This is a genomic window from Clostridium sp. KLE 1755, from assembly GCF_000466465.2.
Classification (GTDB): Bacteria; Bacillota; Clostridia; order Lachnospirales; family Lachnospiraceae; genus Eisenbergiella; species Eisenbergiella porci.
In genome coordinates, this window is the sequence record NZ_KE992660.1 from 29495 (window position 1) to 54088 (window position 24594).

General features: G+C 45.3%; 21 protein-coding genes. 15 read left to right on the forward strand and 6 right to left on the reverse strand.

Annotated elements, in window-relative coordinates; translation table 11 throughout:
- Nucleotides 1–275 precede the first annotated feature (275 nt).
- Complete coding sequence (locus HMPREF1548_RS03400; protein ID WP_025487671.1) at nt 276–467, forward strand: DUF1858 domain-containing protein; 192 nt, start codon at nt 276–278, stop codon at nt 465–467.
- A 182-nt stretch (nt 468–649) separates the two neighbouring features.
- On the opposite strand, the gene HMPREF1548_RS03405 is transcribed toward HMPREF1548_RS03400, so the two are convergent.
- Nucleotides 650–1408: an adaptor protein MecA gene (locus tag HMPREF1548_RS03405; protein ID WP_021634344.1), complete on the reverse strand. Its 759-nt coding sequence runs from the start codon at nt 1406–1408 to the stop codon at nt 650–652.
- 666 nt (nt 1409–2074) lie between these two features.
- Between HMPREF1548_RS03405 and HMPREF1548_RS03410 the strand changes: the two genes are divergently transcribed.
- The 10 genes from HMPREF1548_RS03410 to HMPREF1548_RS03455 all read left to right on the forward strand — a co-directional run bounded on the left by HMPREF1548_RS03410 (nt 2075) and on the right by HMPREF1548_RS03455 (nt 15024).
- Nucleotides 2075–2290, forward strand: a complete 216-nt coding sequence (locus HMPREF1548_RS03410) for a hypothetical protein (RefSeq protein WP_035320905.1) — start codon at nt 2075–2077, stop codon at nt 2288–2290.
- A gap of 297 nt (nt 2291–2587) precedes the next feature.
- Nucleotides 2588–4258 (forward strand): glycosyl hydrolase family 18 protein, encoded by a 1671-nt coding sequence (locus HMPREF1548_RS03415; RefSeq protein WP_021634348.1) that lies wholly within the window; start codon nt 2588–2590, stop codon nt 4256–4258.
- Between the two features lie 183 nt (nt 4259–4441).
- Entirely contained in the window at nt 4442–5149 is a 708-nt protein-coding gene (locus tag HMPREF1548_RS03420; protein WP_021634350.1) for an N-acetylmuramoyl-L-alanine amidase, read from the forward strand.
- A 151-nt stretch (nt 5150–5300) separates the two neighbouring features.
- Nucleotides 5301–7034 carry a histidine kinase gene (locus HMPREF1548_RS03425; protein ID WP_021634351.1) on the forward strand — a complete coding sequence of 578 codons (1734 nt, stop codon included), beginning with the start codon at nt 5301–5303 and terminating at the stop codon, nt 7032–7034.
- A complete protein-coding gene (locus tag HMPREF1548_RS03430) occupies nt 7012–8601 on the forward strand; it encodes a response regulator (RefSeq protein ID WP_025487667.1) in 1590 nt (529 codons plus the stop codon). The genes HMPREF1548_RS03425 and HMPREF1548_RS03430 overlap by 23 nt, the downstream gene beginning before the upstream one ends.
- A 163-nt stretch (nt 8602–8764) precedes the next feature.
- Nucleotides 8765–10207, forward strand: a complete 1443-nt coding sequence (locus HMPREF1548_RS03435; protein ID WP_021634353.1) for an ABC transporter substrate-binding protein — start codon at nt 8765–8767, stop codon at nt 10205–10207.
- An 89-nt stretch (nt 10208–10296) separates the two neighbouring features.
- Nucleotides 10297–11169, forward strand: coding sequence for a carbohydrate ABC transporter permease (locus tag HMPREF1548_RS03440; protein WP_021634354.1), 873 nt, complete (start codon nt 10297–10299; stop codon nt 11167–11169).
- Nucleotides 11170–11177: 8 nt separating this feature from the next.
- Nucleotides 11178–12005: a carbohydrate ABC transporter permease gene (locus HMPREF1548_RS03445; protein ID WP_021634355.1), complete on the forward strand. Its 828-nt coding sequence runs from the start codon at nt 11178–11180 to the stop codon at nt 12003–12005.
- The gene (locus tag HMPREF1548_RS03450) at nt 12002–12919 is read left to right on the forward strand and encodes a dihydrodipicolinate synthase family protein (protein WP_021634356.1); all 918 of its coding nucleotides are present in this window, start codon (nt 12002–12004) and stop codon (nt 12917–12919) included. Before HMPREF1548_RS03445 ends, HMPREF1548_RS03450 begins: the two co-directional genes overlap by 4 nt.
- A gap of 14 nt (nt 12920–12933) precedes the next feature.
- On the forward strand, nt 12934–15024 hold the full coding sequence (locus tag HMPREF1548_RS03455) for an alpha-L-rhamnosidase (RefSeq protein WP_021634357.1): 2091 nt from the start codon (nt 12934–12936) through the stop codon (nt 15022–15024).
- Between the two features lie 118 nt (nt 15025–15142).
- Here HMPREF1548_RS03455 and HMPREF1548_RS03460 read toward each other — a convergent pair whose 3' ends face one another.
- The 5 genes from HMPREF1548_RS03460 to HMPREF1548_RS03480 form a co-directional block, all read right to left on the reverse strand.
- Entirely contained in the window at nt 15143–17203 is a 2061-nt protein-coding gene (locus HMPREF1548_RS03460) for an ABC transporter permease (RefSeq protein ID WP_021634358.1), read from the reverse strand.
- Nucleotides 17193–17960 carry an ABC transporter ATP-binding protein gene (locus HMPREF1548_RS03465; RefSeq protein WP_035320882.1) on the reverse strand — a complete coding sequence of 256 codons (768 nt, stop codon included), beginning with the start codon at nt 17958–17960 and terminating at the stop codon, nt 17193–17195. Before HMPREF1548_RS03465 ends, HMPREF1548_RS03460 begins: the two co-directional genes overlap by 11 nt.
- 129 nt (nt 17961–18089) lie before the next feature.
- Complete coding sequence (locus HMPREF1548_RS03470; protein ID WP_051358306.1) at nt 18090–19139, reverse strand: sensor histidine kinase; 1050 nt, start codon at nt 19137–19139, stop codon at nt 18090–18092.
- Nucleotides 19136–19807, reverse strand: coding sequence for a response regulator transcription factor (locus tag HMPREF1548_RS03475; RefSeq protein WP_035320884.1), 672 nt, complete (start codon nt 19805–19807; stop codon nt 19136–19138). Before HMPREF1548_RS03475 ends, HMPREF1548_RS03470 begins: the two co-directional genes overlap by 4 nt.
- A gap of 25 nt (nt 19808–19832) precedes the next feature.
- Nucleotides 19833–21356 (reverse strand): sulfatase-like hydrolase/transferase, encoded by a 1524-nt coding sequence (locus tag HMPREF1548_RS03480; protein ID WP_035320887.1) that lies wholly within the window; start codon nt 21354–21356, stop codon nt 19833–19835.
- A 291-nt stretch (nt 21357–21647) separates the two neighbouring features.
- Between HMPREF1548_RS03480 and HMPREF1548_RS03485 the strand changes: the two genes are divergently transcribed.
- From HMPREF1548_RS03485 to HMPREF1548_RS03500, 4 genes are all read left to right on the forward strand, one after another.
- Nucleotides 21648–22697 carry an L-threonylcarbamoyladenylate synthase gene (locus HMPREF1548_RS03485; protein WP_021634366.1) on the forward strand — a complete coding sequence of 350 codons (1050 nt, stop codon included), beginning with the start codon at nt 21648–21650 and terminating at the stop codon, nt 22695–22697.
- Nucleotides 22698–22860: 163 nt separating this feature from the next.
- Nucleotides 22861–23286: a ribose 5-phosphate isomerase B gene (rpiB, locus tag HMPREF1548_RS03490; RefSeq protein WP_035320910.1), complete on the forward strand. Its 426-nt coding sequence runs from the start codon at nt 22861–22863 to the stop codon at nt 23284–23286.
- Between the two features lie 110 nt (nt 23287–23396).
- A complete protein-coding gene (gene upp, locus HMPREF1548_RS03495; protein ID WP_021634368.1) occupies nt 23397–24026 on the forward strand; it encodes a uracil phosphoribosyltransferase in 630 nt (209 codons plus the stop codon).
- Between the two features lie 19 nt (nt 24027–24045).
- Nucleotides 24046–24525 (forward strand): deoxycytidylate deaminase, encoded by a 480-nt coding sequence (locus HMPREF1548_RS03500; protein WP_021634369.1) that lies wholly within the window; start codon nt 24046–24048, stop codon nt 24523–24525.
- The last annotated feature ends 69 nt before the right edge of the window (nt 24526–24594 follow it).

A 24594-nucleotide genomic window follows, 5' to 3' on the forward strand; every position in this document is an offset into this window, starting at 1 on the left:
GAAGGAACTGGGGCGGATGCGTTTTGCCCCTGGTGGCAGCGGTAAGTTTTGTGTGAGGGATGATGTTGTTGTTCTGCCATATTTTGTATGATGAAAAAGTATATTGAATTTATTATTTCCAATATTATTGATTTCTATTTGGATTATGTTGTCTGGCTTTTTCCTTTTTCCTTATACACTCGCATATCTTGCGTAATTTGGGGAAAAGTATTATACTAAGAAAATCAGCGGGCAGGGGCCTGCTGATAGTTTCTAAGGAAAAGGAGGTAAGCGAAATGGCGCAGATTACTAAGGAAATGACAATTGGTGAAATCTTAAGAGCCAATCCCGAGGTTGCTCCCATTCTTATGGAAGCAGGCATGCATTGCCTGGGATGTCCTTCTGCTCAGGGTGAAAGCCTGGAAGAAGCGGCTATGGTTCATGGAATGGATATTGAAGATTTAATGAGCAAGATTGCTGCATTATAATCAATTTTCAGGGGTGGACATGCTGTGTACCGACATTTATGCGGCGCGGGTGACGGGATGGCAGGCTGCTTTGGCCTGGCATGTGCGTGCGGCATATAAGGGCGGTTAGCGTGGATGGAGCCTTTGAATACGGGAAGAAACAGACGGGCACGCTGCCAATAAGGCGCGTGCCCGTCTGTTTTTTAGATTTTGCTTAAGTTCTGTAAAGCGTTTTCGCTGATTATCAGTTCGTGATGTTCCTCAAAATAGGCTTCTCCTGCAGGAACTGACTTTTCCTGCCGTCCGTATTCTGACAGACAGTTGCAAAGCTTGTTGAATTCCTCCGGTGTATGGGAAGAACTTGTAACAATCAGGAAATAGCGTCCTGTGCTGCTGTCCTTATACAGTGAGTTGGAGCCGTGATAAAAACCCTTCAGTACGTGGGCCAGCCTGGTCAGATGATTCAGGGAATCAAAGGAATATATCCTTGTCAGGCTGACAGAGCCTTCCGCTGTTCCGGCTTCTTCAGCTTTTTCCTCCTGGCGGAGCGTTTTCTGTCCGTTCTGTCCGCCGTTCACGCGGCCTTCATGAATGCGCTTGAATAAATCGAGAACATCGTCTGCGCCTTCATTCAGATCCTGAATCATATCATCCAGGCTGTCGTCGTCATGAACACTGGGGGCAAATTTGGAAAAACGTGTGTCCAGTTCCTCCGGATCCTCCACTTTGGTGATGATTAAAACAATACAATCGGAGTTCAGGGGAATTGCTTCTATCATAAGCGGAATGTCTTCTGCTTCAAAACCGAATTTCAGGGAAGCCTGCTGCATCATATCCCGGAAGAGGCTTTTAGCCTTCTCGGTGCCATAGGCAAGCTCGCTGATTTTCAATTCACGATCTGCCAGGTCGGCTTTTGTCAGGGTACAACGAATCTGATGATCATTTACTTTTTCAATTTTCATGTTCTCACATCCTTAATATAAAGATATTGAAATTGTTGTCTTGTGTGACTGAAAATACCTGTAAAATGAACATATCTGTGTAGTATCTGTGATTATCAAATATATTATACTTAAGGAAGAAATAAGTCAAGCATCCTTTGAAACTGTTTAAACTTTTTTAAGATTTTAGTCTTGCTATTTTTCCATTTATCGGATATAATTCGTTTTAGAGATGCTTCTGGACAATCAGTGTCAGAAGGAGGGCGGTTTTTCAGCCGGAATGAGTTTGTATCACTCATTTATTTATGATTCTATTATATCATATTTTAAGCAAATATTATAGACACACCAGATCTTTCCTGTGTGCTCTATATCTTCTCCTCATCTAATAGTATGAGGATGTCTTACAGGCTTATGTGCTTGTCGGAACAAAAATCATTTCCAAAATTACCACTAAGTTTCGTTTAATTCGCAAAATTCATGTTGTAATTGGTTTTTTTATCTTATTCCGCGATACATGTCCTGGAGCATCTTGTTTTTTTCTGTTTAAATATCGTCGCTGCCGTAAAGTCATACGGAAGGGCACATTTATATATCACGATCCTTTTGGGGAAGGACTGGGGCGATTTTTCCGCGCCGTCTGTCCGGGTGCTTTTTCCGTATAGAAAATACGGAGGGGTGTGTACCATGCATTTAGAGAAGGACGAGAAGAAGCTGGAAAGGCATCTGAGGGAAATTTACAGCAAGGGGGTTGATCTGTATCTGGAAGGAGAACCCGCTTCCCCGGAAGAAATCGCCAGAAAATTTTTCGTCAATGAAGATACTGTTTATATGCCGGACTTCGTGACCGACGAAGACGGCACGCTGCGGGAAGTAAGGTATGACAGGGTTGAATACCGCTGATGTCCGCTGCGGCCATATATTGTTAAGTTTCCTATCTGAAAATAATTGTAAAATGAAAACAGCTGTGAAGCTGCAGGGCGGCTTCATAACAGCTACAGGAAGTATCCGATTCCGACATCCGTATAAACGGTCCCCCGTACCGACGCTGCGGATGGAAGAAAAAGACAGCTGCTGAGCGCGCCTGAGACAGCCGCGCGCGGCGGTAATTAGTCAGATTCTGACGATTTATGTAAAAATAGGTAATGACGATGTTTAAATAGTCTGATATAATAAGGACGGTCAGGAGGAATACGGAAAATGAAAAAAAAGCTTCCGGTAATAATCGCTGTCGTCCTTATTATTGTGATTATTGCCATTACCATGGGTGTTAAAGTCCTTGAAAGATTCTCCTATTCAAAGGAAAGGATGGATCTTGGATCTTATTATGGAATAGAATCGGGGGAGGATGTGGCCCTCGTATTAAATAATGAAATAAAAGAAGAAAAAGGCAGGCTGTCTGAAGGAAGATGCTATCTGCCCCTGGAGACGGTGCATGCCTATCTGAATGACAGATTCTATGCAGACTATAATGAGAATCTGCTCCTTTATACGACGCCGGATGAAATAATCTGGGCGGAGGGCGGCAGTGCAGGTGAGGAAGGCTATGTTCCTGCGTTTATGGATAATGGCGTAATGTACGTTGCGCTGGACTATGTGAAAAAATATACTAATTTTTCCTTTGAACTGTTTCAGGATCCTAACAGGGCAGTGCTGACTACCAGCTGGGGCGAGCATCAGGCTGCCGATATTAAAAAGGATACGGCCGTGCGATACCAGGGCGGCGTGAAAAGTGATATTTTAACCGATGTGAAGGCAGGGGACAAGGTGGTCATCCTGGAGGAAATGGAAAACTGGAGCAAGGTTGCCACATCGGACGGCTTCCTTGGCTATGTGGAAAATAAAAGGCTTGAGAACCTCCGCAGTGAAACGCTGATTCCGGTGACTGATTATCAGGAGCCTGAATATACCAGTATCCGCAGGGATCATAAGATCAGCCTGGGATGGCACCAGGTTACAAGCGAAGCGGCCAATTCCACGCTGTCAACGGTATTGGACGGCGTGAGCGGCATGAATGTTATTTCTCCCACCTGGTTTTTCCTCAGCGATAATGAGGGGAATTTTGTCAGCATAGGCAGCAAAGACTATGTGGAGCAGGCGCACAGCAGGGGGCTTGAGGTATGGGCACTGTTAGATAATTTCACCTATGACGTGAATACGAAGGAAATCCTTTCCTATACGAGCAAGCGGGCCAATCTGATTTCCGGGTTGGTGAACGAGGCCCTGGCGCTTGGCGTGGATGGCATTAATGTGGACCTGGAGCAGGTGAGTACGGAGGCCGGTGAGGATTATGTGGAATTCCTGCGTGAGCTTTCTATTTCCTGCCGCGCCAACAACCTGGTGCTTTCCGTGGATAATTATGTGCCGAAGAATTATAATGCCCATTATAATTGGAAGGAACAGGGGATTGTGGCCGATTATGTCATAATTATGGGATATGACGAGCATTACGGCGGCTCCCAGGAGCCCGGCAGCGTAGCCTCTATTGGATTTGTGGAGGAAGGCATAAGCACTATGGTGCAGTCAGTACCGGCGGAGAAGGTGATTAATGCGGTTCCCTTTTACACACGGATCTGGGAAACAAAGGGCGGCCAGGTACAGAGCCAGGCTGTGGGAATATCTGCGGTACAGAAGTTTGTTTCCGATAAAGGCGCGGAAACCATCTGGGATGAGGAGGCCTGCCAGAATTATGCGGAGGTGCAGGACGGGGATTCCTTCTATCAGGTATGGATGGAGGATGCACAGTCTCTGGAGGTTAAGATAAATATTATGAAGAATTATAACCTGGGCGGTGTTGCGGCATGGAAGCTGGGTTATGAAAAGGGGCACCCTGAAGTGTGGGATGTGCTGACTTCATTTGTGAATGGATGATAGATGGGCGATAATGTTATATTGCCTTCAATGCGGGAACCGTCAGCAGGCGGTTCCCTTTTTCATTCACAGATCAGGCAATTTTTAATTCGCAGGACAGAAGGTAAGGAGGAAGTTGCGCCCGCCGGTTCTATTTTGTAGGACAGCACATAAAATGGAATAAGCGAAGGGCGGGAGGTTCCAATGAGTCAGGAACTGAAGGAACAGATTCTAAAGGGCGTAGTTACGATTCTTCTTTTCACGTCCGTTTTTTTTGCTGCAAGGCAGGCGGCGGTTCTGGTAAATGAAGGTGAGGCAGAGACGGAGGAACGGTTCTGCGTGGTTATAGATGCGGGACACGGGGGAGACGATCCGGGAAAAATCGGAATCAACGGCGCACTGGAAAAAGAAATTAATCTTCAGGTTGCTGAGAAGCTGAAGGCATTTCTTGAAGCATCGGATGTAAAGGTAGTCATGACACGGACGACCGACGGCGGGTTATACGACGAAAACGCTTCCAATAAAAAAGTGCAGGATATGAAGCAGCGTATCCAGATTATTGAAGAAGCCCAGCCGCAGCTCGCGGTAAGCATTCATCAGAACAGCTATGGGGAAGAGTACGTGGACGGGGCGCAGGTTTTTTACTATAACAGCAGCGTTCAGGGAAAGGAGCTGGCGGAAACGATACAGAACCGGATGGTACAATATCTGGATCCGGAAAACCACCGGGTGGCGAAGGCCAACGACAGCTATTATCTTCTGAAAAAGACGGGAAAACCGATTGTAATCGTGGAATGCGGCTTCCTGTCCAACGGCGCTGAGGCGGAGAAGCTGTGCGATGATTATTACCAGGAGAAGGTGGCGTGGAATATACATATGGCGATTATGCAGTATTTGAATAAGCATTATTAATTTGAAAGAAGGAAAGCACAGATTAGTCTGACAGCTTTCCTTCTTTTTTACCCTTAATTTACCATAGGAAATACAAAGATTGTTGATAGGATTAGGAAAAATGATATGCTATTCTGAAACTGGAGTAATTTTGCATAAGAGGAGGTTCAGTATGAAATACAGGTTTGGTTTGATGGGAAAAATTGCTGTTAGTCTGTTCATTTCTAGTCTGATAATTATGTTTCTGGGAATAACAGTATTATATACGAGATTCAGAACTGAAGCGATGAGGATGAATCAACTGCTTCAGGAGGCAAACCTTGAAATTGCAGGGGAAAATATTGTAGAGAAAATGGATGCAGCAGAGTATACGGCCATATCATTATTTTTTGATAAGGATATGAGAAATATATTGCTGAGTAAAAGAGAAGTAAATAACAAAGTAGAGCTTCATAATCAGGTGTATGGTAATTTTCTCAGAATTTTAAATACAACATCATCTATTAGTCGTATTACCCTTTATCGAAAGGACGGGTTTTCTGTATCTGCCGGGTTAGAGAATAATTATGGGCATTTTGATTATGACAGTTGTTTGAAAGTGATACAGAAACATATAAATAATTTTTCAGAAGAAAGCAATTATGCAGTTTGGATTCCGGTGCTCATTAATTTACAGAATGGAACACAGGAGGCATATTTTATGAATGCCCGTATTTTGCGGGACGTGAGTTCCAGTGAACCGGTTGGAATCCTTACTTTTTATGTTAAAGAAAAAGTGATCAGCCAGATGTATTCTTTTTTTGGTAAGGATAGTTATCTGACTGACTCAGAAGGAAAAATTATATCCGCACAGGACCGGGAACGGATCGGAAAAATGGAAGAGATGGATAACACTGGTGTGCCGGAGACTGTATTTGTATCAGTTGGAGACAGACAGTGGTATTTAACAGCAGTGCCTGAAAATACAATACTGGATGCTACACAGGATACTGCTTTTTTTACAATGATGACAGCTGCTGGATTTTGTACTTTTCTGTCAATGGCAGCGGCATTTCTTATATCACGGGGTTTAACTCATAATATTAAGTATTTAAAGGAAATTATAGAATGTACCGGCGCAGGAAATCTTAATTTGCGCTATCAGGGAAAAAGCGGAGATGAAGTTGATTATTTGGGGAAAGCTTATAATAAAATGCTTGATGATATACAGGGGTATATTACAGAGGATAAAAAAAAGCAGAAACAAATTCAAGATGGGAAAATAAAGTTTCTTCAGGCGCAGATAAATCCTCATTTGTTATATAACACTCTGGATGTTGCAATTTTTTATATGGAAAAAAGTAATATGGATATGGCACTTCATATTTTGCGGTCAATGAGCAGTTTTTTTAAGCTTTCTTTAGGAAAGGGAGAACCTTTGCATTCTATTCGTACCGAACTATCCCATATAACCTATTATATGCAGCTGCAAAGGCTATGCAGAGGAAAGGAAATTGAGCTCTTTACGGATATTCCAGAGTCACTTATGGAGATTAAGATTCCCAGAATAACATTTCAGCCTATTATAGAAAATGCTTATCTTCATGCTTTTCAAGGAACAATAAATGACGGGTGGATTAAAATTGGTGTAAGCAGAAAAAGAGAGATGGACAAGTCGGTATTGCACATTTGTATTATGGACAATGGTATGGGGATGGATGAAGTGAAGAAGGAAACTATAGAGGCCGGACTGCATTCAGAAAAATGCGGAGAAAACTGCTATGGACTTTGGAATGTTTATAGGAGGTTGAAGCTGTATTACGGAGAAAGCTGTAGAATGAGCCTGGAAAGCGAATTCGGAGAGTATACCAAAGTAATTTTAGCTATACCGGAGGAGGAAGAGAATGTACAGAGTGATGATTATTGATGATGATAAAACGATTAGGGAGCATCTGAAAGAAATTATTCCCTGGAAAGAACTGGGTCTGGAATTAGTGGCGGAGGCATCAGAGGGTGAGGAAGCGATGGCTTGTTTTGTGCAGGAAGAACCGCATATCATAATAACTGATATAAATATTCCGCTAATTGATGGAATGGAATTGGCCCGGCGTTTTTCTGAGAGGGAAAAGGATATTCAGGTTATATTAATTACCGGATTCGGAACGTTGGATTATGCCAGAGAAGCAATTAAGGCCGGTACGGTTGATTTTCTGTTAAAACCTATTGAAGTAGATGAACTTTTAAATGCCCTGAACAAAGCCATAGAAAATATTAAGAAAAAGGCAGAGGAACTGGCCAAATTCCAGCGTATGGAGGAAATACTTCAGGAAAATCTTCCAATATTGCAGGATCGTTACTTACTTGAAGTGCTGGAAGGGGTTGAGGAATCGGAAGAAGAATTGCTCAGGCATTTTGAAAAATTAAATTACAGAATAAATGGAAAGTATTTTCGTGTTGCCGTATTCCTTCCTGATTTTGGGAAAATGAAGATAAATGATAAAGAGATTTTTCAGTTTGCATTGCAGAACATGATTTTGGAAATAGGAAATGAGTATCTGGTGGAATGCAGGGTGCTGTGGAAAAATTTTTCAGAGGGCATTGTTTTTATACAAATGAAAGACAAGGAAAGTGAAACAGCAGAAAGGCTGATGATAAAAGTAAGAGATAAACTACAGACATTCTCTCAATTTGATTTTCAGGCGGGGATAGGATATCTAGTGGATGATTTAAAAAAACTACCGCAATGCTATCAAAGTGCGGTACAGGCATTGGATTATAGTAACATTTATGGAAGAAATCATGTGACGGTGATTGATAATGTTTTGGTGTTGGAAGAGAAAGAACCTGTTCATTTGGAAAAGGAAATTGCTGATGTCGTTCATTTTTCTAACATGGAAGGGATACTTGATATCCGGCATGCAATAGGAAATTATATGAATCGATTGTTAATTGCATCAAAAGGTTCTTTTTTCTGTATTCAAAAAGAATGTATAAAGCTGTTGTCAGAGGTTCTAACCTCATCACCGGAAATTCGGTGGAATGTGGAAGAGTGCTTCAGAGAGGATCCCTATGTTGCTTTACTTCATTGTCGGGAGCCTTTGGAAATGCAGAGCATTTTGCTTGATATTTGTGGTCAGATGAGAACATACAAACAAAGGCAGTGCCAGAAAAAAGGAAAGAGAGTAATTGAAAAAGCTAAACAGTATATCAAAGAACACTATAAAGAGGAACAATTAAATTTATCGCAGGTAAGTGAGGCAATAGGATTGTCTGCAGTCTATTTCTGCAGTCTTTTCAAAGAGGAAACAGGACATACTTTTGTTGAATATTTAAATATGGTAAGAATTGAGCAGGCAAAGATAATGTTAAAAGCGGGGGATAAGAAAATATATCAGATAGCGTTGGAATCAGGTTACAGTAATCCATCTTATTTTTATGAAGTATTCAAAAAGTTTACAGGTAAAAGGCCGCGTGAATACGCAGAAAGTCAGTAATCTTAAGAATTTATATAAATATTTCAGAAGAATTTAGATGAGAATTTCCAAATCGGCCTGATTTATTTTATATTATGTAAAAACTATAATATAAGTATCCTGCAGGATAGAAACTGAATACCCACAAAATAAGAACCTGTTAAACAGGTGGAGAGGGGACACTATGAAAAAGAAAGGCAAAAGGGTACTGGCAATTTTACTTGCAGCTATGATGATGACTGCTTGCGCAAGCAATAAAGAAGTGCAAAATGATACGGGAAAAACAATCGTGACTTCTTCGGAAACGCAGACAGAAAATATTTTACATGAAGATAAAGAACAGAATACAGATGAGGAAGAAGCAGATCTTAAGGGCACTGAGGTTACTTTTTGGTATATGCCGCTATATGAAGGGTTTGACGAGAAGATGAGCCAGGATTTGGCGCAGGAAGTAAAAGAAAAATATGGAATTATATTAAATACAGAGGTTCTTACCTGGGATGCGGGACCGGAAAAGGTAACGGTGGCCATGGCTACCGGTGCAACCCCAGATTTGTACCTGGATACCTATTCCCGGATTGCGCCGGCAATAGGGGGCGGTTTATCAGCAGATCTATCGGATACTGCAGATGCGCTTAAAGACCTGTTATATGATGGTGTACTGGATACGGGAAAGTTAAATGGAATGCAGGGTTATATTCCAATTAATTTATCCCAGGGATACAATATTACCGTAAATGTAAGTCTTGCAAGGGAGCTTGGAGTGTATGACTTATTGCCTGAAGATAAAATACACTGGTCATATGATGAATTCCTGGAATTCTGCAGGGCAGCAAGAGAAAATGGAAAAGATAAAAATATTTATGCCACACAGCTTTTTGCAGGCAGTAAGTCTTCTGATGCAGTGTATTACTCATTTATGATGAGCGGCGGCAGTGACATCCTCAATGCAGATCATACAGGAATGGCAATAAATGAGGAAAAGGCTTCAGATACTTTGACATTATTTAAAACAATGATAGAGGAAGAATTGGTGCCCTCAGGAGCGGCAACGACAGTGGATAATGATATTCGTCCGAATTGGTACAGTCAGAAGCTGGTATGTATGTTTGTCAGCACAGGAACCGGAGAAGCTGTTAATGTGAAGAAACAGATTGACAGTGGGGATATTGAGCCATTTGACGTGGACATATATGAGATTCCCACGCCAGATGGAAAGGCCGATCCACATGTAATGAGCTGGGGAAGTACCGGATTTACAATTTTTAAGAATGCAGGAGACAATGCAAAAATTGAGGCATCCAAAAAAGTAATAGAGACTTTCTTGGAAAATCAGTCATACAGTCAGGAAGTGTGTGTGCAGACTGGTAATTCAACAGTTCTTAAAGACTTGGACGTTGATTACGGTGATGATAAATTAAATGAACAGGCTAAACGGGCAGCTGCAAGTACTGCGGAATATGCGGATTCTTCTATTGGAGTATTGGAGTCCTGGTGGTCAGATTTCAGAGAAACCTTTTATGTACAGCTTCAATCATATTATACAGGGGAGAAGAGTGCAGAACAGGTGATAAAGGACTGGGAGGCAGCAGGCAATGAAGTCATAGCAAAATCGCTTCAGCAATAGTTTGCAAGGAGGAAGCATCTCATAAAGCTTCCTCCTTTTATTAACCGAAACATTTCAATGGGACTATAACTGGTTTGAAAGGATTATGAATGAAACGATTACGAAAAGAAAAATGGGGATATTTATTTCTTCTCCCGTGGTTTTGTTTTTTTATTATTTTTACTGTATATCCTTTTTTATATGGATTTAAGGTTTCTTTTTATGATTATACAATAAGCCGTTTGGTATTTGTCGGTGTATCAAATTATGTACAGGCATTTGGAAGTGCTCCTTTTTGGCGGAGTGTATGTGCTACCTTTGAATATGCAGTTATTATTCTGCCAGTCACAGTTCTTGTTTCCCTTTGGATTTCAAAAGTTTTAAGTACGCGTGGAAAAAAGATAAATGCTTTTGCTAAAGCCGTATTTTATTTACCATCCGTAACAAATCAGGTAGCGCTTGTAATTGTCTGGAATTTTCTTTTTTCCCCGGCTTTTGGATTGGTGGCAAGTATCTTCCGTATACTGAAGCTGGATCCGATATCATGGTTTGACAGCCCGGTGACTGCAATACCGCTATTGGCATTGTTGATTTGTACATATGGACTGGGGCAGCCTGTCATCTTATATACGGCAGCAATTAATGGAATTCCCGACTGCTATTTTGAGGCGGCAAGGATTGACGGTGCAACGGAAAACCAAATTTTTTTCTCAATTACGCTGAGGCTTTTGCATGGTACAACAACATATATATTGATAACGAGTACAATTGGTATGCTACAAATCTTTGCAGTCCCTTATCTGATGACAAATGGTGGTCCAAGTTTCAGAACTTCAACATTACTTATGCTGGTATATACAAGTGCTTTTCAGAATGGAAGCTTTGGTTACGCTTCAGCAATCGGTGTTGTGCTTTTCTTTATTACTGCAGCCATTGCATTTATTCAGTTTCGTATGATGAGACAAGATGCGATTGAGTATTAGGAGGACTTATGAAAAAAATAAAAAAGAGAAATATATTATCCTTCGGATTATTGTTATTACTTATCGCAGTTTTTCTGTTTCCCTATTATGTCATGGTGGTAGGCGCTTTTAAAAGTCAGATGGCCTTGCAGCTGATTCCGCCGGACTTAAATCCTTTTATAAATCTGACGGGAAAAAACGCTGATTATGTATGGAGAAAAACGGAAATTTTTCTGTGGCTTACAAACAGCGCTATTGTAAGTTTAGGAACAGCGGTAATTACTGTACTTATTGGTGCGACGGCAGGATATTCTTTCGCCAAAAAAAAGTTTCGTGGAAAAGGGTTGGTTTTTATGCTAGTAATAGCAACCATGCTTTTACCAAGGCAAATGCTTCTGATACCCAATTATCTTGTCGCTATGAAGCTACATCTGACAAATTCCAGAATCGGACTGATACTTACTACCGTATCCCCTGCTTTTGGTGTATTTTTGTGCAGGCAGTTTATGGAGAGCATTCCTACGGAACTATTGGAAGCTGCGGAAATTGACGGCTGTGGTGAAATAAAGAGGTTTGTTAAAATTGTTTTGCCAATGGCCCTGCCTGCTTTGGGAGCATTGGGGATATTTTCGTTTTTCAGTGCATGGAATGATTATTTATGGCAGCTTATTATGATTGCAGATAAGGAACTCAGGACAACGCCTATTGGTATAGCGTTATTTTCTCAGGGACAGATAACAAATACAGGCTATCAGCTTATGGCTGCCATGATTGCCACGCTACCTATGCTTCTGATATTTTTAGCCTGTCAGAAGTTTTTTATTAAAGGAATTACAATTGGAGGTGTAAAGGGATGAAAGGGAATTATGGGGATAAGCCTTTTCGAGGAATATATCCAGCACTGCTTACGCCAATATCAGAGGACGGAAAAATAAAGAAGGAGGGATTAAAAAAACTGGTTTCCTGGGAGATGGAAAGAGGTGCGGATGGTTTTTATATTGGCGGAGCGACTGGAGAATGTTATAGCATGGACACTGAGGCAAGAGAAGAACTGGCTCAGACAGCAATTAATGAGATGAACGGAAGAGGTAAGTCAATTGTTCATATTGGTGCATATTCAATCCGTACAGGGATAAGACTTGCACAGCATGCGGAATCGGTAGGTGCAGATGCGGTATCGGCGACACCGCCTCCGGTATACCACTACAATATTGATGAAATTACAGAGTATTATAGAATATTGTCTGAAGCTGTGAAGATACCAATGATTGTGTACATAAATACTATGTTTACAGAAAAAAACGTAGTATCTGCAGTAACCCGTATCCTGGAGCTGCCGAATGTTATTGGAGCTAAGTTCACTCGGAATAATTATTACGAGATGTTTCAGTTATCCCATCTGAAAGGAGGAAAACTTAATCTGTTGAACGGACCTGATGAAACTCTGCTGTGTGGTTTAATTATGGGGGCAGACGGGGGGATTGGCTCAACTTATAATATTATGCCGGATATATATAAAAAGATTTATATTGCCTATTTGCAGAGTAACATAGAGGAGGCCCAGAGATGGCAGTTTTGGGCTGATGCAGTTATTGGAATTTTATTAAAGTTTGGACAAATTCAGTCGATGAAATATCTGTTCTGCCGAAAAGGGATTGATATAGGAAAGGCAGAAAAACCGGGGGCAGAACTGTCTCAGGCTGAAGGAAAGGCTTTGATGAAGGAATTGAAAATAATTGGTTATTTTCATGAATATCCGGAGCTGGAGTGAGGGGGAATTTACGTATGAAACAGTGGTATGCAAAGTGGATTATGTTTGAGGAGTGTCCGGAGAATGTTACGCCTGTTTTCAGAAGGGAATTTATACTGGAGACTATGCCGGGGAAAGCAGAGATACAAATAACCGGGTTGGGGTTTTATCTGTTGGAGATTAATGGAATGCGGGTTGGAGATGAGTTATTACAGCCGGCTTTTACTGTATATGATAAAACGGTGCTTTATAACAGTTATGATATAAGGGAATACCTTGCGGAAGGAAAAAACGAAATTAGGGTAACTTTGGGTAATGGGTGGTTTCATGAACCGGGAGAGGATTGTTTTGATTTTGAACATGCGGTATGGAAAAGCCATCTCCAAATGATATGTGAATTGTATTTGGATGGAACTCTTTTTCTGAAGTCAGATACCAAGTGGCAGTGTAGAGAAGGGAAATGGAGTTATAATTCAGTTCGGTTTGGTGAGAATTATGATGCGGGAATAACAGAAAAAGAATGGAAAAATGCAACAATTGCTAAGGGACCTGGAGGAATATTGAAGAAACAGAGACTGCCGGGAATCAGGATTCAGCAGTACCTTTCTCCGATCTGCAATAAAAATGGAGTTTATGATTTTGGAAGGAATATTGCAGGAGATGCAGAAATTACTGTAGAAGGTAAACGGGGAGGGGAAGTTGAGATTAAATACGGGGAACGGTTGGATGCCAATGGAGAGGTTGATCAAACATTGATTAAGAGACATCCGGAGATACCGAGAAATCAGACGGATTATTTCAGAAAAGGAACAGATAGTGTTGAAATATGGCATCCTGAATTCAGCTATAAGGGGTTCCGATATGTTCAGATTAAGGGGAATATCACAATTAAGAATATCAGAGCACGCATATTTTATACGGATTTATCACAGAATGGAGGGTTTCAATGTTCACATAAAACCCTTCAACAGATTTATGATGCTGCATTGTGGTCTGTGAAAACCAATTTCCATCATATTCCCACAGATTGTCCACATAGAGAAAAGAATGGCTGGACAGGAGATGCCCATATATCCAGTGAATTTGCATTATTTAATCTGAATATGGAGGAGGCCTATATACAGTACATAGATAATCTTGTGGATTGTCAGTGGCCCAGCGGTCAGCTCCCATGTATTGCGCCTACCAGTGTTTATGGTTATAACTATCAGAGCGGCCCAACCTGGGATGCGGCATTGATTCTTATACCATGGAATCTGTATTTCTTTACGGGGAGAAAAGAAATCTTGGAACGTTATTATGATTCAATGAGGCAGTATATGTATTATACACAGCAAATATCGGAGGGAGGAATTTGTAAAAGTGGATTAGGTGATTTCCTGCCAGACTGTCTGCAGGAGGTATGTCCAAGGGAGATGATCCTATCCTGCTTTGTTCTCCGGCTTGCTCAGATTATGGAAAAGATAGCAAAAATACTTAAGCGGGAAGAATGCGAAGACTGGAGAAATTTATCCTTAAGAATTAAAAAAACTATTAAGAAGGAATTTTATAATAAATGTAGTAGGACGGAAAGCTATTTAAGCTGTGTGCTTTATTATGACCTTTCGGATAATCCTGAAAAAGAAGCCGCAGAGCTGGCAGCTTTAGTTCGTGCTAAAAAACATTGTGCAGGCGGCGGTATTTTTGGTTCTGTTTATGTGCTCAAGGTGCTTACACGGTATGGCTATTTTGAGGATGCCCTTCAAATTGTAATGCAAGAGAAATATCCTGGATGGGCTTACATGTTGAAGTCTGGAGGAAGTACGCTGTGGGAACATTGGGACGGGGAAAAAGGTTCTTTGAATCATCATATGCGTTCCGCTGTAGGCGCATGGATATATAAGGCTTTAACAGGGCTTGAAATTGACGAAAGTAGCCCCGGCTGGAGGCGGGTGGTATTCAGACCCCGTTTTACGCATAAAATTCCTAAACTTAATGCATGGTTTAATACACCCTATGGAAAATTAAGCATTTTTATAGATAACGGAAAAATGAAATTGGAACTGCCAGAGGAAGTTACAGCTCATCTTTTCTGGAAAAACGAAGTGTATGAGATTACCGGATCTTGGGAAAGAAAATTATATTAGTAAGAAATAGTGTAAAAATAAGGCAGGTACATTTGCGTGATATAATCGCTAACATACCTACCTTATTTGCTATTAAAATACAAGTTTTCATAATTATTTTACAAGTATTTCTTTAGTCTTACTCCTTCCATACATCCCTCACAAACCCCACATAAGCCGCAATAAAATAAAGCAGATATATCCCCACAAAGATAAGGAAGGAGATGCCGAAGTAAGTGAACGCCGAGCCGCTCACGCCTGTTGCATTCACGAATTTCCCGCTTATGATGATAACGGCCATGCCGCTTATCAGTACCGCAGGGAGAATCGGGCACAGATAAAACCAGGACATCTGTTTGAGGAGCGTGCGGTTTATCTGTTTCCTCCGCAGTCCCAGGGAGGAGAGAAGCTGGCAGTGATAGCGGTACTTGCCGGAATCGCTCAGCTGCTGTACGGACAGAATGGTGAGGGCCACGCACAGGTAAACAAGGCCGATGTAAACCATGGGAAGTGAGATGGAGGTATAGCCCCATTTTCCTTCCGCCAGCAGCTCCTGGGAGATGAGCGTATCGGTAATTGTAAGTGTCATGGTGTCCGTGCCACTGGCGATGATATCGCTGTAATCCGTGTGTGAGGAGTAAATCGCCCCGATCTGTTCATCGCTCAGCGTGCCCGGAATCATGGAGGCCAGTTCGGTATAATAGACTTCCATCTGTTCCACTACATCATCGTCCGCCACCAGAATGTAGTCAGAGCCATTGTGTCCGTCCTGGCAGAAGGCGTCTGTATAGATTCCGGCCAGATACAGCTCACTGCCGCCGGCCGGGACGGTTACCTGATAAACATCATCCCCCAGTTCTTTGAGAAGCCGGTATTTTGTCTGAAGGAGATAACCGCCTTCGGGAAGCCCGGCTTCCGGAAAGCCCAGCATACGCCGCAGCGCATTGTAATCACTCAGCCGCATGAAAGGATCGTGGTTGTAATACTGTGCCCAAATACCGTCCGGCATGGAAATAAGGCTGTCTACGCTGGCAGAAGTCCCGCCGCCCGGCCCGTTGCCCGGATTTCCTCCATATTTGGCAAAGGCGCGCAGGTGGGTAAGATAATATGTGCGCATCTGTTCCCCACCATTGTGATATACTTTGTAAACATGAGTGACTGCGTCAGGAGAAAGCCCGTTAATTGCCGCCTGTTCCGATTCCATCGTACTTGACGCGTTTCCCAGAATGCTGACGGAAAAAGGATATTTGTAAATAAGCTGTGTATTCTGGTACTGGTTCAGCATTAATGCAAGGCTGCAGCCAAGCAGGGAGAGGGTGAAAAGCACTGTGAGCGTGCCGAAGGTAAAGCGCATGGTCCGTATTTTGGAGGACAGCTGCCGGATGAGGAACAGATTCGTCCCATGATAGATCCGTTTTCCCCTTTTTTTCAGATAGAGGCTGAAAAGGGAGGCGAGCCCCCAGTAGAGAAGATAAATGGAGAGAATCAGAAGTATTATCATGCGTATGATATCATCATTATCCAGACTTCCGCCTTTGAAATAAAGAACCGTTCCGAAAATGACGAAGTAAACGATTCCGGCCAGGCTTGCCGCGGCGCCCGTTATCAGGTTCCCTTCCCGGATGCATTCATTTTCCCTGTCTGCCCGGACGAGCCCGGCAATGTTCATCCCCCGGAATTTCTTCTGGTGAAAAAGGAGGGCCAGAAGGTAGCAGGAGAAAAAGCAGAGCAGAGTCATCAGAAAAGAAGGGGTGTTCCAGGAAAAATCCAGACGGTAGCTTTTTCCGATAAGGGTATAAAAACAAGCAAATAGGAACTGGCGCAGAAAGAGTCCGATGATCGTACCAAGTAGAAAGGCCATTGCTCCAAGGGCCAGGCTTTCTCCCCAGAAGATATGGGTAATCTGTCTGCGTTTCATGCCCAGGAGCAGGTAGGTTGCGAATTCCCGGCTCCTTTTTTTCATCATGAAGCGGATCATGTACTGGATCAGCCAGGCTAAAACCAGGAGGATAAAAAAGGTGGCAATGCCCAACATGACGGCAATGATGTAGGAGTCAGTTTCCAGCGTCCGTATGTTCGGATCAAAAAGAAGTCCGTTAAAGGAAAACATGATTGCCGCAATTAAAACCAGGGTGACGAAGAAAACCAGATAATCCTTCCAGGTACGTCCGGCATTGCGCAGGCTTAGTTTAGTCAGCATGGTAAAGCTCACCTCCCGTCAGGGCGAGTACATCCAGGATTTCGTTCAGGAAGGTGCGTCTGTCCTGTCCGGCGCGTACCAGCTCGTGAAATATATGCCCGTCCTTTAAAAAGAGGATCCTTTTGCACCAGCTGGCGGAAAAGGCGTCATGCGTGACCATCAGGATGGTGGAATCCATTTCCGTATTCAGCTTGTGGAAGGTTTCCATAAGCATCAGTGAGGATTTGGAATCCAGCGCGCCGGTAGGCTCATCCGCAAGAATCAGCCTGGGGCCGGTGACCAGCGCCCGCGCGCAGGCGCAGCGCTGCTTCTGTCCGCCGGATATCTGGTAAGGAAATTTATCCTGAATGGAGGAAATGTCCAGAATATCCATAACCTTCCGGGTCTTTTCCTCGGCCCCCTTTCCGTGCTTCCCCTGGAGGGAGAGCGCCAGAACAATATTTTCCCGGACAGTGAGCGTATCCAGCAGATTAAAATCCTGGAACACAAAACCCAGGTTATCTCTCCTGAAGTCCGAGAGCTGATCCTCGTTCATGACGGTGATATCGTCAGGTCCGTAAAAAACATGCCCGCTTGTTACGGAGTCGATGGTGGAGAGGATATTTAGCAGTGTTGTCTTGCCGGAGCCGGAGGCTCCCATAATCCCCAGGAATTCGCCCTGGTCCACACAAAAGCTGACACGATCCACCGCCTTCGTGACATTGCTGCCTTTTCCGTAATATTTTTCCACATCGCATACTTCAATAAAGTGATTCATACCTATCCTGCCTTTCTTTGCAGTTCCTGCCGCAGCCTTCGGTTTGCCTTTGTGTTGCTCTGGCATTAATAAGTCCGGCGACGGCTTCTGGTTACAGTATAAAGGGCTGAAAGGCGGGATGGTATCACATTAGCTTTCTTCAGCCTTACAGATCTGTAAGCTTTCTTCTCTGGGGATTTCCAGGGTGATTTGCGTAAATTCGCCCTCGCGGGACTGGGCGTATATGGACAGGCCCAGCTTGCGGCAGAGCTTACGGCACAGATAAAGTCCCATTCCGGTGGATTTTTTCCTGTTCCGGCCATTTGTGCCGGTAAAGCCTTTTTCAAAAATTCTGCCTAATTCGTTTTCGGGAATGCCTGCGCCGTCATCCAGGACCGAAAGAATTACCCTTTTTTCCTCTTCCTTTGCCGAAATTGTAATTTTTCCCCGTTCCTCCCTGCGGTATTGGGCGCTGTTGCGGATAAGCTGGCTTAAGATAAATACAAGCCATATGCCGTCGCAGTAGATACGGCAGTTCTCCGGCAGGTCAAACTGTAGCATAATATGGCATGCGGTGAGGAGCCTGCGGTTGCGTGTGACGGCTTCACTGACGATATCGTTGAGGCAGCAGGGGGTGATGAGAAAATCCTGGTAGACTTCATCGGAGCGGGCATAATAAAGCGCCTGTTCCACGGCATTTTCCATGGATTCCGTTTCCCGGAGCATTTTGCGGAAGAAGGCGGCTTCCTCGCCTCCCTCCGATATTTTCCGCGCGCACATGAGATTGACGGCCGTGAGCGGCGCCTTCACCTCATGTATCCAGCTTTCGATATATTCCCGATAGTCCTGCTTCTCCTGCTCCAGCGCGTGTACGGTTTCTATGACCGAACGGTTGGAGATGCGCAGGACACGGCGGTACAGCCTGTCTGTGAGCAGAGGGGATTTTTCCATGACCTCTCCGATGAGGTAGGGCTTATCCAGCTGTTCCAGCTGCAGGAACAGCTGATCAAAATAAACTTTTTTCCGGTAAAAGTCGATTCCGCCATAAAGGAGGACAAGAAATGTCATCAGTCCGGCAAAAAGAAGGGCGTAATCCGCGGGATAGCCGGTAATGCGCAGAAAACAGAAGAGAAGAAGCAGAAGGGCGCAGTAAAAACAAAGAAAAAGGATCTTATCCTTCACATAATCTTTAAGCCTCATATCTGATACCCCAATCCCCGCCTGGTTTCAATGTATCCGGGCGCGCCAATGTCCTCCAGCCTGCCGCGCAGCCGGGTCATATTTACGCTCAGCGCATTGTCATCGATGAAAACCTCCTGATCCCAGAGGTAATCGATTAAGTCTTCGCGGGACACGATTTTTCCGGCGTGCTTCATCAGGAAATAAAGGATTTTCAGCTCATTTCTGGACAGCTCCGTGCTGCGGCCGTCTCCCTCTTTCAGGGAGACGGTCCCGCAGGCCAGATCCAGCCTTACATTTTTCCAGATAAGAGCTTCGTCCTGTTCCCGGGCGGTTCTGCGCAGGACGGCGGCGATGCGGGCCAGCAGGACCGCCGGCTGGTATGGCTTTGCCACGAAGTCGTCTCCGCCCCGCAGCAGGCAGTTCAGCTCGTCCATGGAGGTATTGCGTGCCGTGACAAAAATAACGGGGATGCGGGATTCTTTTCTCAGCCGGGAACAGATGGTGAGTCCGTCCGTTCCCGGGAGGCCGATATCCAGAAGGAGCAGATCCGGCTGTTCCTTCCGGACAAGTTCGATTAGATCGGTATCCGGTTCGGGGGCAGTTACCCGGTAGGGCACGCCCTCCAGCAGGCTTTTCAGTTCTTCCCTTATGGCGGGATCGTCTTCGATTATCATTATATACTGCATGCTATCGGCCTCTTTTAACAGTTTTTCAGGGTTTCTTTTTGGCAAATTTCGCTTCGGACTCATTTTTCAGCCGGACGGCGTTCACAATGGGAAGGCCGGTGCTGTAATCAAGCTGTACAGGCTCGTATTCCGTGTTTTCACGCTGTCTGGTCATCAGGCGGCTGTCCCAGGTCTGGTAGGCGGTATCGGGATGCCAGGGCCTGTTTTCCCAGTAATATCCGCGGAAGGGATCCCTGGTGGCATACATATTGTCCAGAAGGGCTTTGTGCAGGCGCAGCTTAACCTCCATATGTTCCTCAGTTTGGGAATTGATGAGGTTGACAAGCTCCTGGGGATCCTCCTGCAGGTCGTAAAGCTCATCGCTGGTCATCAGGTTGACTGCCAGCTTATACCGGCCGTCATATACGGCGCGGACAGGCTGATAGCCGCCGAAGCCGTCGTGATCCACCTCATATCTTCCAAATTCAATGAAAACATATTCATTGGTACGGGTGCCGTCAAGTAGCTCCCGGTATATGCTGCTGCCTTCCATGACCTTGGGGACAGGCAGGCCGAAAATATCCATAACAGTGGGCGCCAGATTGATATGGGAAACCGGATGGGGATCGGTCCTGTTTTCTCCGAAGCCTTTGATAATCAGCGGGATATGCGTGATTTCTTCGTACATGGCGGGACCTTTGGAGGTCAGGGAATGGGAGTAGAGCATATCGCCGTGATCCGAGGTGTAGATAATTATCGCATCCGGCGCATATTCTTCCGCCGCGTCCAGTACCTTTCCTATTTCGTAGTCAACAAAGGAATTGCAGCCAAGGTAATATTTGGGCTGCAGTTTGAAATCTTCCCTGGCTGCGGCCATATAGGTGTCCTTTGCCCAGATTTTATGGTGGGCGGGTTTATCCTCCAGGGTGTCCAGCATGTTTGCTTTATGGGGGAATTCATAGCCGTCATACATGGACCAGAATTCCTTCGGGCAGAGGAATGGGCCGTGGGGCTCATCGTAGGATACCACGAGGAAGAAGGAATCATCCCTGTTTTTTTCCAGAAAATCCATGGCCCGGGCGGTGCATCTGTGGGCATAGGTGAATTCTTCCTTAATATCATACTTTTCCATGCTTTCCGTCTGGCGGGACAGATACCGTTCCTCTTCCGTCAGCTCCTCAAGATAGCAGCGCATGTCATACCAGTAATCCGGATCCCAGCCGTCCGCGCAGCGGCCCAGGCCGAAATAATCGCCGCCGTCCAGGTGCCATTTGCCGATGTAGGCGGAGTGTATACCCTGATCCGTCAGCCTGCGCCCAATATTTTGTACATTATCGGACAGCCCCATGCAGTTGGACCAGCCGGCGCAGGAATGGGGATAGCTTCCTGTGAATATGGCGGAGCGGGCAGGCTGACAGACGGGCTGGGTGGTGTACGCCTTTTCAAAACGGATGCCCTCCTGCGCCAGCCTGTCCAGAGACGGCGTTTTCATATCCGGGTGTCCGTAGCAGCCCAGCATATCCGTGCGCTGGGTATCGGTCATAATAAAAATCACTTTTTTCTTGTCCATATCGCTCCTCCGGGTTTTTAATAATTTTTTTATTGGTAATGGTTCCGTTCTGTCACAATTACTTTTATTGTACCTCATTGTTGGGATTATGCCAATATACCGGCAGAAAACATATACCAAAACAGCATCCTTCCAGGCCCACCAGCCGGAGCGGCCGGAAAACAGGGCTTTTGGACTTTTACATCAGTAATGAATGTGATATAATGTGCAAAGAGCGGGCCTGCGGAGTGCGGGCGGACACAGGATGAAGCGGGCCGGACCGTGGAAGGAAGGGCAGAAAGAGCAGTTATTATGGAAACAATTTATGCGGTAATCAATGGGGATGATACGGATGGGGAGAAAATACGGCAGGCGGGAGAAATCCTGAAGGCAGGCGGGCTGGTAGCGTTCCCTACCGAAACGGTTTACGGGCTTGGCGGTGACGCCCTCAATCCGGATTCCTCAAGAAAAATATATGCGGCCAAAGGACGGCCTTCGGATAATCCTCTTATTGTGCATATCTGCAGATGGGAGGATATTTACCGGATTGCGGACCCTGTGCCTGAGGCGGCGCAGCGGCTGTGCGAGGCATTTTGGCCGGGGCCGCTTACCATGATTCTTCCCAAAAAGGATACGGTGCCGGATGAGACGACGGGCGGGCTGGATACGGTGGCGGTGAGGTTCCCGTCACATCCGGTGGCGCAGCGGCTGATCGATGCCGCCGGCGGTTTCGTGGCGGCGCCCAGCGCCAATGCGTCAGGGAAACCCAGTCCTACGATGGCGGAATATGTGGCGGAGGACATGAACGGCAGAATAGAGATGATTCTGGACGGCGGTGCCGTGGGGATCGGACTGGAATCTACGATCGTGGATCTCACCGGCGGAGAGCCTACGGTTTTGCGGCCGGGTTATGTGACGCAGGAAATGCTGGAAAAAGTGCTGGGAGATGTGGCCGTGGATCGTACCATTCTGGACGGGACAACGGCGGAACGGCCGAAGGCGCCCGGAATGAAATACAGGCATTATGCGCCGAAGGGAGATCTCGCCATTGTGGAGGGAGAACCGGAGGCTGTGACGGAATATATCAACAGGCTGTGCGCCGAGGCGGCGGCAGCAGGGAAGAAGACAGGAGTTATCGGTACCGATGAGACCTTTTCTTCCTATGCGGCCGACAGTGTGAAGACGGTGGGAAGCCGCGGGGACGAAGAGGCGATTGCCCGCAGCCTGTACCGGATTCTGAGAGAGTTTGATGATGAAGAGGTAGAGGTAATGTATTCCGAATCCTTTTCCACTTATGGGATGGGACAGGCAATTATGAACCGCCTGCTGAAGGCGGCGGGGCACAGGGTTATTACGGTATAAGCGCGCGGAATGCAACGCGCAGATGAAATCAAAGATCCCGCTGCAAGCAACGGGGTCTTTAACCCTCGTGGCAATCGCCAAATATCCATGCAAGCATGGATACTTGGCTCGTTGCTCGCGGGAATAAAAGCCAGAGAGGCGGAAAGGTGTGCAAGGGCATATGATAGTAGCATTAGGCAGTGACCACGGCGGATATGATTTGAAACAGAAGGTTATCGGTTATCTGAAGGAAAAGGAAATTGAATACAGGGATTTTGGCTGTGAAAGCAGGGAATCCTGCGATTATCCTGAGTACGGAAGAGCGGCGGCTGAGGCTGTGGCGAAGGGAGAATGTGATTTTGGAATTGTGATCTGCACCACAGGGATCGGCATTTCCATCGTTGCGAACAAGGTAAAGGGAATCCGGTGCGCGCTCTGTTCGGATACGGTTTCCGCAAGACTGACCAGGGAACATAACGATGCGAACATGCTGGCCATGGGGGCAGGCATTGTGGGCACTAATCTGGCGCTGGGAATCGTGGATACATTTCTTAATACGCCTTTTTCCGGTGAACAGAAGCATGTACGCAGGGTAAAGGCAATAGAGTGACGGCCGGGCCGTATGACAGGCGCTGTAAATGAGATAATATATAACAGCCGCGTCTGTGCAGATACTGAGCAGTTATATTTTGCATAAAAATACACAGGAGGACAAATATTATGTCAAAAGTAGTGATTATGGACCACCCGCTGATTCAGCACAAGATCGGATACATCAGAAGAGTTGAGACAGGCACCAAGGATTTCAGGCAGACTATCAGTGAGATTGCCATGCTCATCTGTTATGAAGCCACAAGAAGCTTGCCTCTTGCCGATGTGGAAATTACGACGCCTATCTGCGATACCACAGTGAAGGAGCTGAAGGGTAAGAAGATGGCAATCGTGCCTATTCTGCGTGCGGGGCTGGGAATGGTGGACGGTGTCCTGAACCTGATTCCGGCGGCCAAAATCGGGCACATCGGCCTGTACCGCGATCCGGAAACCCTGCAGCCGGTGGAGTATTACTGCAAGCTGCCTGCGGACTGCGCGGAGAGAGAGGTCTTTGTAGTGGATCCCATGCTGGCTACAGGAGGTTCCTCTGTGGCGGCTATCCAGATGCTGAAGGATAAGGGCTGTAAAAAAATCCATTTCATGTGCATCATCGCCGCTCCGGAAGGAATTGCGAAGATGCAGGCGGAGCATCCGGATGTGGATTTGTATGTGGGTGCGCTGGATGAGAAGCTTAATGATCACGGATACATTGTCCCCGGGCTGGGCGATGCGGGAGACAGGATTTTCGGAACAAAATAAGAGAAAAAGAGGGAGTTACATGAAAAGAACGGACTATATTACCTGGGATGAATATTTTATGGGGGTGGCCAAGCTGTCGGGCATGCGGTCAAAGGACCCCAGCACGCAGGTGGGAGCATGTATAGTGAGCCAGGATAATAAAATCCTGTCCATGGGCTATAACGGCTTTCCGATAGGATGTTCCGATGATGAATTCCCCTGGGATAAAAACGGCGGGGAAGAGGATACGAAGTACCCTTATGTGACCCACAGTGAATTGAATGCAATACTCAATTACCGCGGGGGCAGCCTTGCCGGAGCCAAGCTTTATGTTTCTCTTTTTCCATGCAACGAATGTGCCAAGGCAATCATTCAGAGCGGTATCCGGGAAATTATTTACGAATGCGATAAATATGCGGACACCCCGGCTGTGCGGGCTTCCAAGCGGATGCTGGATGCGGCGGGCGTGACTTATCGGAAATATGAGTCCGCTGGCCGCAGTGTAACCATAGATTTATAGGCAGATACCCCGCCGCAGGCTGAAGGATAAGCATGAAATGCAGCAGGCGCGGCGGACCAAAGTCCGTGG

Excerpts from the sequence above, each read along its gene's own strand:
- HMPREF1548_RS03400 (WP_025487671.1), top strand. The coding sequence starts at position 276 with ATGGCGCAGATTACTAAGGAAATGACAATTGGTGAAATCTTAAGAGCC.
- HMPREF1548_RS03405 (WP_021634344.1), bottom strand. The coding sequence starts at position 1,408 with ATGAAAATTGAAAAAGTAAATGATCATCAGATTCGTTGTACCCTGACA.
- HMPREF1548_RS03410 (WP_035320905.1), top strand. The coding sequence starts at position 2,075 with ATGCATTTAGAGAAGGACGAGAAGAAGCTGGAAAGGCATCTGAGGGAA.
- HMPREF1548_RS03415 (WP_021634348.1), top strand. The coding sequence starts at position 2,588 with ATGAAAAAAAAGCTTCCGGTAATAATCGCTGTCGTCCTTATTATTGTG.
- HMPREF1548_RS03420 (WP_021634350.1), top strand. The coding sequence starts at position 4,442 with ATGAGTCAGGAACTGAAGGAACAGATTCTAAAGGGCGTAGTTACGATT.
- HMPREF1548_RS03425 (WP_021634351.1), top strand. The coding sequence starts at position 5,301 with ATGAAATACAGGTTTGGTTTGATGGGAAAAATTGCTGTTAGTCTGTTC.
- HMPREF1548_RS03430 (WP_025487667.1), top strand. The coding sequence starts at position 7,012 with ATGTACAGAGTGATGATTATTGATGATGATAAAACGATTAGGGAGCAT.
- HMPREF1548_RS03435 (WP_021634353.1), top strand. The coding sequence starts at position 8,765 with ATGAAAAAGAAAGGCAAAAGGGTACTGGCAATTTTACTTGCAGCTATG.
- HMPREF1548_RS03440 (WP_021634354.1), top strand. The coding sequence starts at position 10,297 with ATGAAACGATTACGAAAAGAAAAATGGGGATATTTATTTCTTCTCCCG.
- HMPREF1548_RS03445 (WP_021634355.1), top strand. The coding sequence starts at position 11,178 with ATGAAAAAAATAAAAAAGAGAAATATATTATCCTTCGGATTATTGTTA.
- HMPREF1548_RS03450 (WP_021634356.1), top strand. The coding sequence starts at position 12,002 with ATGAAAGGGAATTATGGGGATAAGCCTTTTCGAGGAATATATCCAGCA.
- HMPREF1548_RS03455 (WP_021634357.1), top strand. The coding sequence starts at position 12,934 with ATGAAACAGTGGTATGCAAAGTGGATTATGTTTGAGGAGTGTCCGGAG.
- HMPREF1548_RS03460 (WP_021634358.1), bottom strand. The coding sequence starts at position 17,203 with ATGCTGACTAAACTAAGCCTGCGCAATGCCGGACGTACCTGGAAGGAT.
- HMPREF1548_RS03465 (WP_035320882.1), bottom strand. The coding sequence starts at position 17,960 with ATGAATCACTTTATTGAAGTATGCGATGTGGAAAAATATTACGGAAAA.
- HMPREF1548_RS03470 (WP_051358306.1), bottom strand. The coding sequence starts at position 19,139 with ATGAGGCTTAAAGATTATGTGAAGGATAAGATCCTTTTTCTTTGTTTT.
- HMPREF1548_RS03475 (WP_035320884.1), bottom strand. The coding sequence starts at position 19,807 with ATGCAGTATATAATGATAATCGAAGACGATCCCGCCATAAGGGAAGAA.
- HMPREF1548_RS03480 (WP_035320887.1), bottom strand. The coding sequence starts at position 21,356 with ATGGACAAGAAAAAAGTGATTTTTATTATGACCGATACCCAGCGCACG.
- HMPREF1548_RS03485 (WP_021634366.1), top strand. The coding sequence starts at position 21,648 with ATGGAAACAATTTATGCGGTAATCAATGGGGATGATACGGATGGGGAG.
- upp (WP_021634368.1), top strand. The coding sequence starts at position 23,397 with ATGTCAAAAGTAGTGATTATGGACCACCCGCTGATTCAGCACAAGATC.
- HMPREF1548_RS03500 (WP_021634369.1), top strand. The coding sequence starts at position 24,046 with ATGAAAAGAACGGACTATATTACCTGGGATGAATATTTTATGGGGGTG.